This window comes from Candidatus Babeliales bacterium, assembly GCA_019749895.1.
In the GTDB taxonomy this organism is placed as follows: domain Bacteria; phylum Babelota; class Babeliae; order Babelales; family RVW-14; genus AaIE-18.
The window spans coordinates 320238-333447 of sequence record JAIEPG010000002.1; the positions used below are offsets into that span (position 1 = coordinate 320238).

The 13210-nt window shown below is 39.6% G+C and carries 17 protein-coding genes and 1 other RNA gene; 7 read left to right on the top strand and 11 right to left on the bottom strand.

The annotated features are described in order from the left end of the window. Positions 1 to 504 precede the first annotated feature (504 nt). Both rnpB and K2W90_02400 read left to right on the top strand, forming a co-directional pair. An RNA gene (gene rnpB / locus K2W90_02395) (RNase P RNA component class A) lies at positions 505 to 881 on the top strand. Positions 882 to 953: 72 nt separating this feature from the next. After that, positions 954 to 1664, top strand: coding sequence for a PASTA domain-containing protein (locus K2W90_02400; protein MBY0353192.1), 711 nt, complete (start codon positions 954 to 956; stop codon positions 1662 to 1664). Here K2W90_02400 and K2W90_02405 read toward each other — a convergent pair. From K2W90_02405 to K2W90_02455, 11 genes are all read right to left on the bottom strand, one after another. Then, positions 1655 to 2095, bottom strand: coding sequence for a hypothetical protein (locus K2W90_02405; GenBank protein MBY0353193.1), 441 nt, complete (start codon positions 2093 to 2095; stop codon positions 1655 to 1657). The genes K2W90_02400 and K2W90_02405 overlap by 10 nt on opposite strands. A 36-nt stretch (positions 2096 to 2131) precedes the next feature. Continuing rightward, positions 2132 to 2635: a hypothetical protein gene (locus tag K2W90_02410; protein ID MBY0353194.1), complete on the bottom strand. Its 504-nt coding sequence runs from the start codon at positions 2633 to 2635 to the stop codon at positions 2132 to 2134. Next, positions 2625 to 3191: a hypothetical protein gene (locus tag K2W90_02415; GenBank protein ID MBY0353195.1), complete on the bottom strand. Its 567-nt coding sequence runs from the start codon at positions 3189 to 3191 to the stop codon at positions 2625 to 2627. Before K2W90_02415 ends, K2W90_02410 begins: the two co-directional genes overlap by 11 nt. 38 nt (positions 3192 to 3229) lie before the next feature. Beyond that, entirely contained in the window at positions 3230 to 3778 is a 549-nt protein-coding gene (locus K2W90_02420) for a hypothetical protein (GenBank protein ID MBY0353196.1), read from the bottom strand. 26 nt (positions 3779 to 3804) lie between these two features. Continuing rightward, positions 3805 to 4422, bottom strand: coding sequence for a hypothetical protein (locus K2W90_02425; protein MBY0353197.1), 618 nt, complete (start codon positions 4420 to 4422; stop codon positions 3805 to 3807). Between the two features lie 28 nt (positions 4423 to 4450). Continuing rightward, positions 4451 to 5092 carry a hypothetical protein gene (locus K2W90_02430; GenBank protein ID MBY0353198.1) on the bottom strand — a complete coding sequence of 214 codons (642 nt, stop codon included), beginning with the start codon at positions 5090 to 5092 and terminating at the stop codon, positions 4451 to 4453. Further along, on the bottom strand, positions 5085 to 5795 hold the full coding sequence (locus K2W90_02435; GenBank protein MBY0353199.1) for a hypothetical protein: 711 nt from the start codon (positions 5793 to 5795) through the stop codon (positions 5085 to 5087). Before K2W90_02435 ends, K2W90_02430 begins: the two co-directional genes overlap by 8 nt. 8 nt (positions 5796 to 5803) lie before the next feature. After that, the gene (locus tag K2W90_02440; protein ID MBY0353200.1) at positions 5804 to 6328 is read right to left on the bottom strand and encodes a hypothetical protein; all 525 of its coding nucleotides are present in this window, start codon (positions 6326 to 6328) and stop codon (positions 5804 to 5806) included. Between the two features lie 17 nt (positions 6329 to 6345). Beyond that, complete coding sequence (locus K2W90_02445; GenBank protein ID MBY0353201.1) at positions 6346 to 6885, bottom strand: hypothetical protein; 540 nt, start codon at positions 6883 to 6885, stop codon at positions 6346 to 6348. Positions 6886 to 7022: 137 nt separating this feature from the next. Further along, positions 7023 to 7637: a hypothetical protein gene (locus K2W90_02450; protein ID MBY0353202.1), complete on the bottom strand. Its 615-nt coding sequence runs from the start codon at positions 7635 to 7637 to the stop codon at positions 7023 to 7025. Between the two features lie 39 nt (positions 7638 to 7676). Continuing rightward, complete coding sequence (locus K2W90_02455) at positions 7677 to 8180, bottom strand: hypothetical protein (protein ID MBY0353203.1); 504 nt, start codon at positions 8178 to 8180, stop codon at positions 7677 to 7679. 341 nt (positions 8181 to 8521) lie between these two features. Here K2W90_02455 and K2W90_02460 point away from each other — a divergent pair, with 341 nt between their 5' ends. The 5 genes from K2W90_02460 to K2W90_02480 are packed head-to-tail and all read left to right on the top strand — an operon-like array spanning position 8522 to position 13195. After that, positions 8522 to 9235, top strand: a complete 714-nt coding sequence (locus tag K2W90_02460) for a hypothetical protein (GenBank protein ID MBY0353204.1) — start codon at positions 8522 to 8524, stop codon at positions 9233 to 9235. 36 nt (positions 9236 to 9271) lie between these two features. After that, positions 9272 to 10363 (top strand): ABC transporter ATP-binding protein, encoded by a 1092-nt coding sequence (locus K2W90_02465; protein ID MBY0353205.1) that lies wholly within the window; start codon positions 9272 to 9274, stop codon positions 10361 to 10363. Further along, on the top strand, positions 10363 to 11268 hold the full coding sequence (locus K2W90_02470; GenBank protein ID MBY0353206.1) for an ABC transporter permease: 906 nt from the start codon (positions 10363 to 10365) through the stop codon (positions 11266 to 11268). The genes K2W90_02465 and K2W90_02470 overlap by 1 nt, the downstream gene beginning before the upstream one ends. A 3-nt stretch (positions 11269 to 11271) precedes the next feature. After that, a complete protein-coding gene (locus tag K2W90_02475) occupies positions 11272 to 12066 on the top strand; it encodes an ABC transporter permease (GenBank protein MBY0353207.1) in 795 nt (264 codons plus the stop codon). Continuing rightward, positions 12059 to 13195: a spermidine/putrescine ABC transporter substrate-binding protein gene (locus tag K2W90_02480; GenBank protein MBY0353208.1), complete on the top strand. Its 1137-nt coding sequence runs from the start codon at positions 12059 to 12061 to the stop codon at positions 13193 to 13195. Before K2W90_02475 ends, K2W90_02480 begins: the two co-directional genes overlap by 8 nt. Positions 13196 to 13210 lie beyond the last annotated feature (15 nt).

The following is a 13210-nucleotide window of genomic DNA, read 5'->3' on the forward strand; positions in this document are numbered from 1 at the left end:
GTGGGCAGTTGAATAAAGTATCATATCCGCCGTTCGTCCTGAGCTTGTCGAAGGATTTGAACGGCACCCTTGGTCTAAATAAAGGGCGTAGTATGCTGTTTCTTGTATTTTTTTTCATCGATTTTTTTTGCTTTGCGTTAGCCAAGCAATGGCTTGTGTCTACTCTTTTGGTTCATCTTTTTAGCGTTACGTTTGACTGCTGCCAGCGCAAAGAGCTGAGCGTGCAATGGTGGTTTTCGTTAATCTTTTTTTTGTTACAAGACTGCTTTTTGCACGGACGCTTTGGTTTAGCTCTTTTATACCTGCTGCCGCTCTTTACTCTTGCTTTGGTTATAAAAAAAATGGTTCGAGGCAATGGGGAGCTGGCGGTACCAGCATTGGCAGTTTTGGCCCTTTTGGCCGACCAATTTTTAGTAAAAAAGCTTATTTTAGGCCAAAATGTGAGTTTGCTGGTGATCTTTGCAAAGATCTCTGCTACACTATTAGTAACATATTTGATTCTTTTGGGTATGTGGGGCAATCGCTCCGTGCAGGCCTTGCTTGCGCGTGAGAGGAAAGTCTGGACTCCAAACAAGAGAGGTGCCTCACGAGAACATGGTTTCAAGTGAGGGGGGCGTAAGTCCACGGAAAGTGCCACAGAAAATAAACCGCCTTTAAAGCAATTTAACGGTAAGGGTGAAACTGTGCGGTAAGAGCGCACGCTTGAGTGCAGTAATGTACTCTCGAGGCAAACCCCACCTGGAGCAAGACAGAGCAGCAGATGACGAGTTTCTTGTTCTTACATATCTGCGGGTTAGTCGCTTAGATAGATGGTTGCTACTTTGACAACGCGTTAACGAACGGTCAGAGTACAGAATCCAGCTTACAAGCAAACCCAAAAGAAACATCTATGGATAATCGTGCCGCACTGAACAAAAAGTGCGGCTCTTTTTTTACCAGCGAGTGTGCACGCTATGAAGATTTTCAAACAGCTTTCTTATTATATCTGGGCTCTGCCCTTCATATTTTTTGTTTTGGGTTATACCGTTGCCTATTTTTTTATGCAGCAAAAAACGGTAGAAGTGCCTAGTGTGATGGGTTCAAACGTGCAAGAAGCAGTGAGCGTTTTGGCTCGCCAACAGCTTGCACTGCGGTTGTTGGCAGAAAAAGAAGATGATCAATTTCCTGAAGGTACTATTTTGCAGCAAGCGCCAGCGGCCTACCAGCGTGTGCGCCCCAACCAACAAATTTTTGTAACGATTGCTAAAAAGCCGCCACAAAGTTTAGCTCCCGATCTTTTAAATAAAGATAGCCTTGCTCTTGAACGCCAAGCAGCCCAAGCAAAAGTAACTATTAAGCAGGTCTTACTTGCCAGTCGCTATCCAAAAAATGCATGCTTTGCGCAGTCAGTAAGCCCTGGTCAGCCACTTGATCGGCTCAAAATGACGGCGTATATTTCTGCTGGTGACGATGAGCTGGTGTTGATGCCTAACGTTGTTGGCCTGACGCTTGTTTCTGTTCAAGAGTTTTTTAAACGTTCAAATATTGATGTTCAGGTTGTTGGCCAAGATGCTCAGCCAGTTGTTCAAGAGCAATTAAAAATTGTTGAACAAAAGCCAATGGCTGGAACTATAGTAGATCTTACCAAGCTCAAGCAAGTTCATGTGCAAGTTTGCTATTCATAGAACTCGCTGTCACATTGTTCACTATCGTCATTTGTTTTGATGCTTGGCAGTTTTAATTGCTCAGCAAGATTTGTTGTGATGCAGCCCATGAGGCCTAAGAAAATCTCGTGGATTATTTTTTCTGAAAGATTGGGATGTCCCTGACGTAGTCCTTTAACTATTGTTTCGTACTCGGTGATAATTCGTGCATCCTGTTTTAACGGCGACATGTTTTTGTAAAGATTGAGCACAAAGTATGTAATAGTATTTTGTGTATCTTTATTGGAAAGTAGAAGATTTTCAAAAATGAACTTTGTTAGGTAGCTCTTTGCATCGAGTTGAGCTCCTGAGAGTCTGAATATGCTACTTTCTTGCCTTGAGGGGCTACCACAGGCAGTTTGGGCTTGTGTTGGTAGCATAAGAACAAGCAAGAGTACACAATGTTTTATCATACTGTTCCTTTATAATATTCACACTATTTTCTTTATTTATAAAAATTTGATACAAAGCATAAAAAATGGGCATTTGCTGTTATTTCTTATCACGTGTTGTAATTTTTTTATATCAAAACCTAGCATGTAAAGTAGTGTTTTATGAATATTGAGTTCCAAAGTTGTCCGGTCAATATCCTGATGAAAGCGTGGGCAAGTTGTTGCAATAAAATTCAAATAGGTAGAACAGATAAGAACCTTGGGATTTTCAATTCGTGCGTAATAGCGAGCAAGGCGTGTTTTTGCGTAAGTAGAGATTTGGCAAAGTTCTTTTTTGTTTATTTTGCTTAGCTTGGTTGTGGTACCATCACAATTTTTAATAATAACAGTATTGTTGCCAGGTATCTGTTCTTGGATAAAATTAGCTATCAATTTAACATATTCTTGTTTGATTTCTGGACTGCATGTTTCAATGTTGTAAAGACCTTCTGCTGAGCCATAAAGTGCTGCTGATGAAAAAAGAAAAAGAGAAAAAAAGAGTTTAGAGAGTTTACTCTTCATGAACTTCCTTATCTGGATAAAGAGCGCTGAGTATTTTTTTTGCTTCTACTTCAATCTTAGCAATGTTCTTATTCATTGCGTGCATCAATGTTTTGTGAATATTGAGTTCTATGCACTCCTGATCTTGGTGATGCGGTGCAATGAGCTTGGGAGTTGTTTTGGCAAAAGCTTCATATTTTTTGGTAAGATTTTCTTTAGGCAATAAAGGCTGATGAAGTAAGTTGTTGTAGATTCGTACTTCTTCAGGAAGGTTTTTATGCATTTGGTTTGCGCGCAGCAACGTTGCTGCTGTTAGTGCGTCTTCGGTGATATATGCTAACCAAAATTTGTTTATGCCCTCAACGTCTCGTTCTTCTCCCTGCCAGTTGCGCAGTGTGACGGTATCTTCGCCTCTCACATGGTTTTGAATAAATTGAAGAAGTGAAAAGAAGTAGGCATCTTGTACTTTTTCAGAGCTCGTTTCAATGTTGTTTTCGTTGTTGACGGCAGCGCTATAAAGTGCTGTTGAGGAAAAAATTAGAACTGAGAAAAAAAGTGTTGATAGTGTGCGGTTCATGAGTTTCCTTGTTCTTTCTATAAATTCATTTGATGTAATTATCTTTGCAGTTGGTCATCAACAATCGCACTGAGCATTGTTTTCGCTTCTCTCTCAATGCAGCCAATATCTTGTCCCATTGCGTTTATCAAGGTTTTATGCAGATTTAATTCCACGCATTCTTGGTTTTGGTGGTGTTTGGTAACCAGCACAGGAATTGTTTTGGCAAATCGTTCATAGGTTGCGATTTTCTCTTGCCCACGCAATGTGACAAAACCTTGCACAAGGTCTTCTAGATGTGGTGAAACTTCTCTAGTTATTTGTTTCATTCTGATGCAAGCAGCTGCTGTTTTTGCGTGGCTTGTCATGAACATTAAGACTTCTTTGTTTATACCATCAAGCTCTCGTTCTTCTCCCTGCCAGTTGCGCAGTATGACGGTATCTTTGCCTCTCACATGGTTTTGAATAAATTGAAGAAGTGAAAAGAAGTAGGCATCTTGTACTTTTTCAGAGCTCGTTTCAATGTTGTTTTCGTTGTTGGCGGCTGCGTTGAGCGTGCCTAGTGTTGCTATGAACAAGAAAACAGGTATAAATTTTTTGAAGGACATAATTATCATCTTTCTTGGTAAAATTGTTAGAGAAAATAACTTATTACGAGTGGTATTCCCATTGCCGCACAAAAACAAACACAGCCAAAAGAGCAACAACAATCTGTTTCTCGTTCATTGTCTTGACTGTTTTGTGAAAAATTAGTCGCATATTTTTGAGGTGCTTGAGAGGTTGCAGGCAAACTTTCAGTTGGTCTGCCAATGAGAACAAGGAATGCTTGGTGAAAGTTGTTGATGATTATTTTACGAGATACAAATTGTTCGTGGCCCTTGGGAAACCTCTTCTTATCTGTAACAAACTTTTGGTATTTGCTCCACAGTTCTCGCCCATTCTTTTCTGTATTTTGCAAGGTTGAAGCTAATGTAAGTTTATCTTTATGAAGTTTAGCGTGAACACAGCGCATTAGAGATTGTATGGCTTTCCCAGCAACATTATAGATTGTTTCTTGCTTGCTATTTCTACGTATAATTACGCTGTCTTTGCCCCAGGCATTTTTCTGAATAAAATTCAAAAGCATCTGTGTATACGACTGTTTAGTTGTTTCAGAGCTTGCTGAAATATCGTAAGGATTGCTAGCGCTATTAACTGAATTGTTGCCAAAAACAAACAAAAATAAAAAAAGAGCACGAAGAGAAAGCTTCATAGAATTCATCCTTTTTTATAAATAATAATCATTCTTGATGGTCGTGGTACGCGCCGTACAAGCCTATTGCTGTAAGTCCGGCAAGAAACAAACAACGCCAGCAATTATCTTCGCGCAATTCTTCTTCATTATTACCATCATCGAGCAATTGTCGTTGACTTGTCAATTGCTCTGCAGCTTTGAGCATTTCGTCTGCCGTTGGTATTTTTTCGTCGAGCATGTACAATAACATTTTGTGAAAATTATCTTCAATTATTTTCTGATCAAGATGGCGGTGGTGTGCAGGCGTGGTTTTTTTTACAAAATTAAGGTAGTGTTGCCAGGCAGTGCCAATTTCCTTGGTGGTTCTCCTGGGTGGCATAATTTTGGTTTCAAGGCCTCGGTTTTTTAGTTCTCGCAGCAGTATTTTGCTGGCTGCAAATTCCACAATATAGCCGAGAGCGTGTTTATTTACATTGTACCAAACGGAACAATGTGGGCTTGCTAGTTTTACCGCGACGCGCGTGTCACCCTTCAAGTGATTTTGGATAAACTCTCTTAATGCGCAAATATAGCCTGATTTTATGACGATTGAACATTGTGTGACATCTGTTTTCTCGCTACTGGCCGCGCCGTGCAGCGAGTACGAGGCAAAAAATAGCAAAGAAAAAAGAGTAATTTTTTTAAACATAGAATCTCTCTTTCAAGTAAATAACGCCTGAATAAATCGAACATAAGCAATAGCACGCAAGCTTGCCCATTAAGCAGCGTTCTGGGTCAATGTCGTCGTCTTCTAATTCTTGATCTGAACGAAATCTTGGTTCCAAATTTAAAGATTTGCCAGGAATATGTACGGAAGTGATCTCTGTTGAACTTGCTGTAGCAAGGGTCTCACACGCTTGTTGCTCGAGAGCTTTTATATCAACACCAAGCATCAAAAGTAACGTCATGTGAAAATTGTGTGCTACAAATTCTTGAGTACGATCTTGGTGTTGTTCAGGGCGCGTTGTTTGTATCAAGTGAACATATGCAGCGCAGGCAGTGTTGGGCGCAGGCGAATTTTGGGATATTCCTCCAACACTTTTTCCAAAGCGGTGGGCATTTTCAGCTGTCTTTGCCATAAAAAAAGCTATGCCGGCGTATTGCTTCATATCTTCAAGCCCGGCTTGATCGATATTGTCCAATATTGTTTCTTCACGTTTCCAGTTTTGTACAACAACTTGATCGGTGCCGCGTACATGGTTTTGAATGAATTGCAAAAGTTTATAATAATAAAATTCTGCTACTGGCTTGAGCGCTTTTCTTTCAACATCGCTCAATCTGCTTCCGGCAGCGCCGTGTAGCGAGTTGGCGGTGAAAAAAAGCAAAGAAAAAAGAGCAAATTTTTTTAGCATTGAATTTCTCAAAATAATGCCCACAGGTTTGAAAAAAACGAGGGGTTAGAAATGTAGACTAGCATTTTATTAAAGTTGAGGCGTATAATTTTTGGATGTACCTCGTGATGGACTTTTGGAGCATCAACCAAACTCAAGAGCTCATAATCTGCTTCCCAAAAGGCTTTTCCTGCGCGATGGTCCCATTCGTTAAAAGTTGTTATTGATTGTTTTGCTTCTTTTTCGAAAGATTTAGGATGTTCTTTTGCGTAGTCTAATTCGGTTTGTGCAAGCTGGACCAGTTCATTAAAGGCATCTTTATTTATGCCAACAAATTCCGTGGTGTGGCCAGTTATATATCTAATCTGAATGCGATCGGTTCCGCGCAGAGATTTTAATATAAATGCGGTGAGTGCTTTAAAGTAAGTCTTTTGTGTTTTAGAGCTGCTATCCATAACGTCATAGGTTTCTATGTCTTCCAGTCTGAATGCCATTCCGTGCAGAGAGCATGATACACAAGCAAACAAAGAAAAAAGTGCGATTTTTGTAAACATATTCTTAACCTAAAAAACTAGGAAATCGAGCAACCGCCTGTTCCAGGAACTGGTTTTCCCGTGAGATAAATTAAAAGTTTATGAAAAATGTTACGTATATTTTGCTTGATTTCTTCTTGATCTGCTTGGTTATCGCTTACTTTTATGTAAACGTCTTCGTTAATGGTTTCGTCGAGCCATTGTTTGTAGGTGTCTACTAATTCTACTGGTTTAATATGAGCGATTTGAGAAAAAGAAGCTGAACGTCGAATGCTTCCAAGTGCTGTGTAAGCATGACCAACAAGAAAGCTCAATGCATCGGCATTAATGCCAGATAAAGATACTTTTTTGTTTTCTAGAGTTTGTATTTTTATAGCGCCTGATCCAGGTAATTTTTGGACAAGAAAATGAATGAGGTGGGCATAGCATAGTTGTAAGATTTTTTTATCAACAACAATTTTTGGAGCGGCCTGTTCATCTGCGCCTGGAAATTCTGGTGCACTGTCAGCTGCTTGTAGTGAGCATGATGCTGAAAATAAAACAGCAATGATCATAAATTTTTTGGCCGAGCGAAGCATAGTAAAAATCCTATTGTTAAAAAAAAGAAGTTGTTAATTTATTGCAGGAAGCCCATGCAATCGTATCATTTCGTGGAGAAATAGTCTAAGAGAATAGTTTTGGGATGTCGAGTAATTTATGATCGAGAAAAAGTTTTTTATCGAAAATTGAGTGAGTCATATTGTTGTGGATTCAGAAATCGTGTTTCTAAATAGCTAATTACCTTCTTGCCGGTATAAACTCTGCGGTAAACGTAGCCATTGTAGATGAAGAGATAACCTAGATACAGCCCGTGTGTGAGTGCACGCACATCTTTTTCAGTGAAATGCCAGCAGTAAAGTGGTTGCTGACCCATCCATTTTAAAAAGAGGGAGTGGCATTCTTTTTCGGCGATATTTCTTGTATCTTCAGGAAAATATTTTCTTAGTTCTTCAACAAAATCTCGATATTTTTTTCCCAACGGAGAAAGGTGGATGTGGCTATATATTTGTTTTGGTTGGCAAAAAACACCAAAGCGTTGCGTTTGATGAATTTTAAGAAGGCGTTGTTGTGCGTACATTAAAGCGCTTGCTTGTTCTTTTTGTGAGGTGTTATAAACTTTCTCATCGCTAAGAAATTTCTTAACGAAGAAATTGATAATCTTAGGATCGGGCAAGGCTATATCGTCTGATTTGTTATCATTCCATGATTTTTTACTTGGCAATCCTGCGCATGAAAACAAATTGAGAGGTAGAATTGTTATTAAAAAAAGTAGCGATAAAATTTTCTTCATGAGCGTCCTGGTGTGTTTTTCTAACTAAATTATTTGGTTCTAAAAAATGATGCAGCCGCTGTCGAGAGGGTCTTCTGTTAAGATTTTTGGATCTGGAATTCTACTGCCAAGAAATCTTAAACATATCGCGTGACAGAGTGCTTCGATGCGGTTTGGTGTTTTTGTTTCTGTTCTTTCTTGTGTAACAAATGCAATATATGTATCTAAAACAATCTCTTCGTTTCTTGAAAAAAAGTCTTCTTTAGTAAACCACATGCTCTTTTGGGGAATGGTTTTCTGATGGGCGGCCAAAAACGCATTGAGCGCATAGTGGTTTAGCGTATATTTTACACCGGCATTTTCTTTGGCAAAAAGTCGGCGTGGTTTTAAAAAACTTATTACGCGCTGGCATAATGCTTTGTAACAGAGCTCTTGGGCACATTCTGGCAACAGATCTCCATAACGTTCCAACAGTTCGCTGTCGCCTGTTTCTTTGTACGTGCCTGCACTTTTTAGACTGGCAAGTATACTCAAAAAAAAACAAAGAGCGATTAATTTTTTCATGACACGTCCCTTTCCCCGGTTAAACCGCAACCCAATTATTGGTGAGTTTAGAAAAAGGGCGTGCCAGAAGTCAAAGAACGAGCGGTTTTGGATTTCTTGGTCCAGATTTGTAGACAAGGTATTGCGATGGTTTGAAGCTCTTTTGAGTGCTATTTGTAGTGTAAAGTTTTCATATTGAAATTTTTTGGCGGTTCTTTACATTCATTTTTTATCCGATATCATAATTCTCCCTGTTTTATTTGCGCTCTAGGCCTTTTGGGGCTATCTTTAAAGGTGCACAGGCAAAGAATTTTTAAGGTATTGAGTAAGTCAAAAAAATGAGTAATGAGAAAGTTGTAACTATGAAACACGACCACCACCATTCTGATATAGAAAACGGCCACAAAGATCATGGCGTTTTAGAGCATCACCACACGATTTGGGAAGAGATTTTGTGCCATTTGCCGTTTGCCATTTTTTCAGTGGCGCTGTCGATGGTTTTTTTAAGCTTATTGTCAATTGGCGGCGAAGCGCACCATGGTCACGGGCACCATTCAATTGCTTACAAATTGTTCCATAATTTTCATTACCTTCATTTATTATTTGCGGGTACTGGAACTATTTTAATGTTTCGTAAATATTCCAAGAGTACGCTTGGCGGCATAGCCGTTGGGTTTTGTGTGCCTGCTATTTTTTGTACGTTGTCCGATGCAATATTGCCGTATCTTGGTGGCAGGTTTATTGACTTGTCTATGCACTTTCATTGGTGTTTTTTAAAACATCTCGACACCGTGCTTCCGTTTCTGATAGTAGGTATTATTAATGGTTGGGTCATGAGTGGGCACGAGCGCAGTCGCCAAGTTTTTTATTCAGTAAGCTTCCACTTCTTCCATATTTTTATCAGTTCCATGGCTTCTATTTTGTATCTGGTGAGCTTTGGTTTTCATGACTGGTGGACAAGAATGGGCTTTGTGTTTTTGTACATGATCGTTGTTGTGCTTATTCCCTGCACATTGGCCGACGTGGTAATTCCTGCCTTGTTTGGTAAAGCCAAGTTTGGTAAGGCCAAAAAATAAGCAGGTAATCTTTTTTGATTAAAAGGTGGGCGATAGATGAGACGCATTAGATTTGAATCAGTAACTAAATATCATGACGGCGAAGTTATCATTGATAATCTTTCGCTGGAAATCCCTGCCGGTAAGTTTTTTGCATTGCTTGGGCCCAGTGGGTGCGGCAAAACAACGTTGTTGCGTCTTATTGCCGGACTTGAGTCGGTAGATTCAGGTAAAATCTTTTTAGGCGATGAAGACATTACCAATGTTCCCATCAACAAGCGTCGTGTTAATACCGTCTTTCAACAATACGCCCTTTTCCCTCATTTAACCGTTTTTGAAAATGTTGCTTTTGGCCTGCGTGTTAAAGGTGTGCCAAGCAAAGAAATTGATGAGCGTGTAGCTGAAACATTGAGTATTGTGCGCTTGATTGGCCATGAAAATAAATATCCTCGCAGTCTTTCGGGTGGGCAACAACAGCGCGTGGCGCTTGCGCGTGCCGTTATTAACAGACCAGAAGTTTTGTTGCTTGACGAGCCCTTGGCAGCGCTAGATCTTAAACTTAAAGAAAAAATGCTGCTTGAGTTGATTGACTTGCAGTTCAAGCTTAAAACAACCTTTGTGTACGTAACGCATGATCAATTTGAAGCATTAACCGTTGCCGACCAAATGGCAATTATGAGCACCAATGGCAGAATTGAGCAGATTGGCAAACCTAAAGAAATTTACGAATTTCCAACCACCCGCTTTGTAGCAACGTTTGTAGGCAGTACTAATCTGATTGAAGGTACCTACCACGTGATTGAAGGCAAGCAGATGGTAAATGTTGATGGCTTGGGTACTTATTCTGTTTATTTTCCGTTGGAAAAGCCGTGGTTAATTTCCGGTTGCCGCTTGCTTATGAATATTAGGCCAGAAAAAATTCATATCACAAAAAACCCGAATGAAGGCTTTTCAAATTGTGTGAAAGGCAAAGTAGTTGATATGATTTATTATGGTCGCTCAACAGCCTTTCGGGTGACGGTAGACAATGGACAACGCTTGATGGTGTTTCAACAAAATGATGAGCATTTTCCTTCAGAAACTATTGATTATGATGATGAAGTGTATTTGTACTTTCAAAAAGAAAACGTTGGGCTGTTGGAATATTAATGAAACGATTACGTGGCTTAATTGCTGAAGAATTTTCGTTTTTTCTCTCGTGCCCTGTTTTGTTGTGGCAGCTGTTCTTTTTGTACTTGCCATTAGCATTACTCGTTTTGTATAGTTTTTGTGACTATTCTGAAACCACGCATACGTTTACGCTTACACTCAAATATTATCGTGATATATTTTCGGCCATTTATTTTAGGGTCTTTTTAAATTCGCTAAGCGTGGCGCTTGCAACAACTATTGTTTCATTTTTTATTGCCTATCCGGTTGCCTATTTTTTGGCGCTCAAGGTACAAAAGCGTTTTCGCACCATTTTGCTTTTTTCGTTAATCTTGCCTTCGTGGACAAGTTTAATTGTGCAAATTTATGCGTGGATGTTTTTGCTCGACAAAAATAGTTTCTTAAATCAGTTTCTTTACTGGACTGGCCTTTTGTCACCATCAGTTAATCTGACAAACAGTTATTTTTCAGTCATTGTGGGCATGGTTTCGGTGTATTTGCCGTTCATGATTTTACCCATTTTTACGGTACTTGAGCGCATGGACAAGCGACTGCTTGAAGCGGCAGCAGATCTTGGTGCTGGACGTTTTGACACGCTTCGTCGTGTTATTTTTCCTCAATCGTTACCGGGTGTTTATGCCGGTTTTGTTTTGGTATTTTTGCCTTCATTTGGAGAGTTTGCTGTCCCAACATTGCTTGGTGGCGGCAAGACCATATTTTTAGGCAACATTATTGTTAACAACTTTTTAATATCACGAGATTGGCGTGCCGGAGCCGCTTTAGCGCTGGTGATGGTCAGCTTTCCCGTTTCTATGTTGTTTTTTGGTTATTGTTTAGACAACATTCATAAAACGCTTAAGCGTGTTATGCGTAAGTTGCATGCAGATTTCATGAAGGACGTGTAAGAAATGGTTGAAAATAGACGCTTTTTCTTTAGGCTGGTGCATCCAGTTTTTGTAATGCTTGCCTATCTGTTTTTGTACCTGCCCGTTGTGGTGTTGGCAATTTTTTCGTTTAACGATTCTGAAGTTTCGGCTCGTTGGGTTGGTTTTACCTTACGTTGGTACAAAGAACTTTTAAAAAATACCGATTTATTAGAATCGCTGCAAGTTTCTGTTATTGTTGCCATTAGCGCTACTTTTTTAAGCGTTTTGCTGGGTACCTGTTTTGTGCTGGCAAGTCGCTGGTGGAAGACGCCCTTTCTCTTTAATATTTTTTATCCAAATATTTTGTTGCCAGAAATTGTTATGTCTATTGGGCTTTTAAGTACTTTTGTATTTTTCAATATCCCGTTGGGTTATGGTAGCTTAATTACTGGGCATACGCTTTTAGGTCTTGGTTTTGTAGTGCCTATTGTGCGTGCTCGCTTTGTGGAGCTTGATCCATTTTTAACTGAAGCGTCGCTCGATCTTGGAGCGACCTATGGCCAAACATTGCGTAAAATTTATATTCCCTTGCTCACGCCCTCGCTTTTGGCATCGTCATTATTGGTTTTTACCCTTTCGCTTGATGATTTTTTAATAGCATTCTTTTGTTCAAACCCATCGGTACAAACACTTTCGGTTTACGTTTATTCGTTGGCGCGTGCCGGTATAGACCCAACCATCAATGCTATTTCTGCGTGCTTCTTGGTGGTGAGTAGTGTGGTTGTGCTCTTGTTATGCGCGCTTGGTGTTGCCGATCAGGTGCTTGGTCATGAATAAATTTTTTACCTTAGATCCAGTTTTTGTGCGTAAATGTGGTATTCGTTTTCTTATCACGATGTTTTATGTGAGCGTTATTGGGTTCTTTTTGTACATTCCACATGTGCAAGAGTTGTTAGTCGATGACAAAAAATTGTATGTTTATGCCTTTGCCGACATGATTGCGCCAGAAACTGCACAAGAATTTGAAGAGCAGTTTGGTATTAAAGTTGGTCTAAAATATTTTGATAGCAACGAAGAGCTTTTGGCAAAATTCAAGATAACGCGCGGTAAGGGTTACGACGTGGTTATTCCAACGGCGTACATGATAGATTTGTTACGTAAAGAAGACCTGCTTTTGCCCCTTGATCACAGCAAAATACCCCTGATGGAAGAGTTAGACAAGCGTTTGATGAATCGCTTTTGCGATCCTGAAAACAAATATTCATTGCCTGGTGGTTGGGCGCCGTACGGCATTGCGTACAAAAAAGATATTTTCTCAAAAGATCCAAAAGAAATTAGTCTTTCGTTAATTTTTGAAAAGCCTTCGCGTTTGGTGCATCCAGATTTAATTACCGATGAGTACAAAATTGCGGTACTTGAAGACTCACGAGAAATGAGTTGTTTTGCTGGCTTCTATTTATTTGGGAGCAAGCATGCGCAAGACTTTACCGACGAGCGTATTGCAAAAATAAAAACAGTATTGCTCGAGCAAAAAAAATGGGCCGAAAATTATTTCCATCAAGATTTGCGTTACTTCTTTTTGGCCGACGTTATTCAAGTTGCTATCACGTCAAACCAGTACATTCGTAGAATTTACGAAACCTCTGATGATGTTGGTTTTCACATTCCAACTGAAGGCAGCATTTTTACGATGGAAGGTTTTTGTATTTCAGCAGAATCTAAAAAAATTGATGAAGCGCATGCTTTTATAAATTTTATGTTATCTAAAAAGAATTCAGCTGCCAATGCCGAGTATTATGGTTACAATCCTTCCAATCGCTTGGCGTATGATCTGATAGATCCAAAATTTTCAAAGAATAAGCATTTTTTCCCAAGTGACGATATCTTTGCTAAGCTTCATTTGTTACATAACGACACGCCACGCAAAAAACTTGAAGAGATGTGGCTTGCAGTCAAAAGTTCCTAAAAAAGCTCAAAAAAG

Bases quoted from the DNA above. Each gene is read 5' to 3' on its own strand.
- K2W90_02400 (MBY0353192.1), top strand. From the start codon at position 954: ATGAAGATTTTCAAACAGCTTTCTTATTATATCTGGGCTCTGCCCTTC.
- K2W90_02405 (MBY0353193.1), bottom strand. From the start codon at position 2,095: ATGATAAAACATTGTGTACTCTTGCTTGTTCTTATGCTACCAACACAA.
- K2W90_02410 (MBY0353194.1), bottom strand. From the start codon at position 2,635: ATGAAGAGTAAACTCTCTAAACTCTTTTTTTCTCTTTTTCTTTTTTCA.
- K2W90_02415 (MBY0353195.1), bottom strand. From the start codon at position 3,191: ATGAACCGCACACTATCAACACTTTTTTTCTCAGTTCTAATTTTTTCC.
- K2W90_02420 (MBY0353196.1), bottom strand. From the start codon at position 3,778: ATGTCCTTCAAAAAATTTATACCTGTTTTCTTGTTCATAGCAACACTA.
- K2W90_02425 (MBY0353197.1), bottom strand. From the start codon at position 4,422: ATGAAGCTTTCTCTTCGTGCTCTTTTTTTATTTTTGTTTGTTTTTGGC.
- K2W90_02430 (MBY0353198.1), bottom strand. From the start codon at position 5,092: ATGTTTAAAAAAATTACTCTTTTTTCTTTGCTATTTTTTGCCTCGTAC.
- K2W90_02435 (MBY0353199.1), bottom strand. From the start codon at position 5,795: ATGCTAAAAAAATTTGCTCTTTTTTCTTTGCTTTTTTTCACCGCCAAC.
- K2W90_02440 (MBY0353200.1), bottom strand. From the start codon at position 6,328: ATGTTTACAAAAATCGCACTTTTTTCTTTGTTTGCTTGTGTATCATGC.
- K2W90_02445 (MBY0353201.1), bottom strand. From the start codon at position 6,885: ATGCTTCGCTCGGCCAAAAAATTTATGATCATTGCTGTTTTATTTTCA.
- K2W90_02450 (MBY0353202.1), bottom strand. From the start codon at position 7,637: ATGAAGAAAATTTTATCGCTACTTTTTTTAATAACAATTCTACCTCTC.
- K2W90_02455 (MBY0353203.1), bottom strand. From the start codon at position 8,180: ATGAAAAAATTAATCGCTCTTTGTTTTTTTTTGAGTATACTTGCCAGT.
- K2W90_02460 (MBY0353204.1), top strand. From the start codon at position 8,522: ATGAAACACGACCACCACCATTCTGATATAGAAAACGGCCACAAAGAT.
- K2W90_02465 (MBY0353205.1), top strand. From the start codon at position 9,272: ATGAGACGCATTAGATTTGAATCAGTAACTAAATATCATGACGGCGAA.
- K2W90_02470 (MBY0353206.1), top strand. From the start codon at position 10,363: ATGAAACGATTACGTGGCTTAATTGCTGAAGAATTTTCGTTTTTTCTC.
- K2W90_02475 (MBY0353207.1), top strand. From the start codon at position 11,272: ATGGTTGAAAATAGACGCTTTTTCTTTAGGCTGGTGCATCCAGTTTTT.
- K2W90_02480 (MBY0353208.1), top strand. From the start codon at position 12,059: ATGAATAAATTTTTTACCTTAGATCCAGTTTTTGTGCGTAAATGTGGT.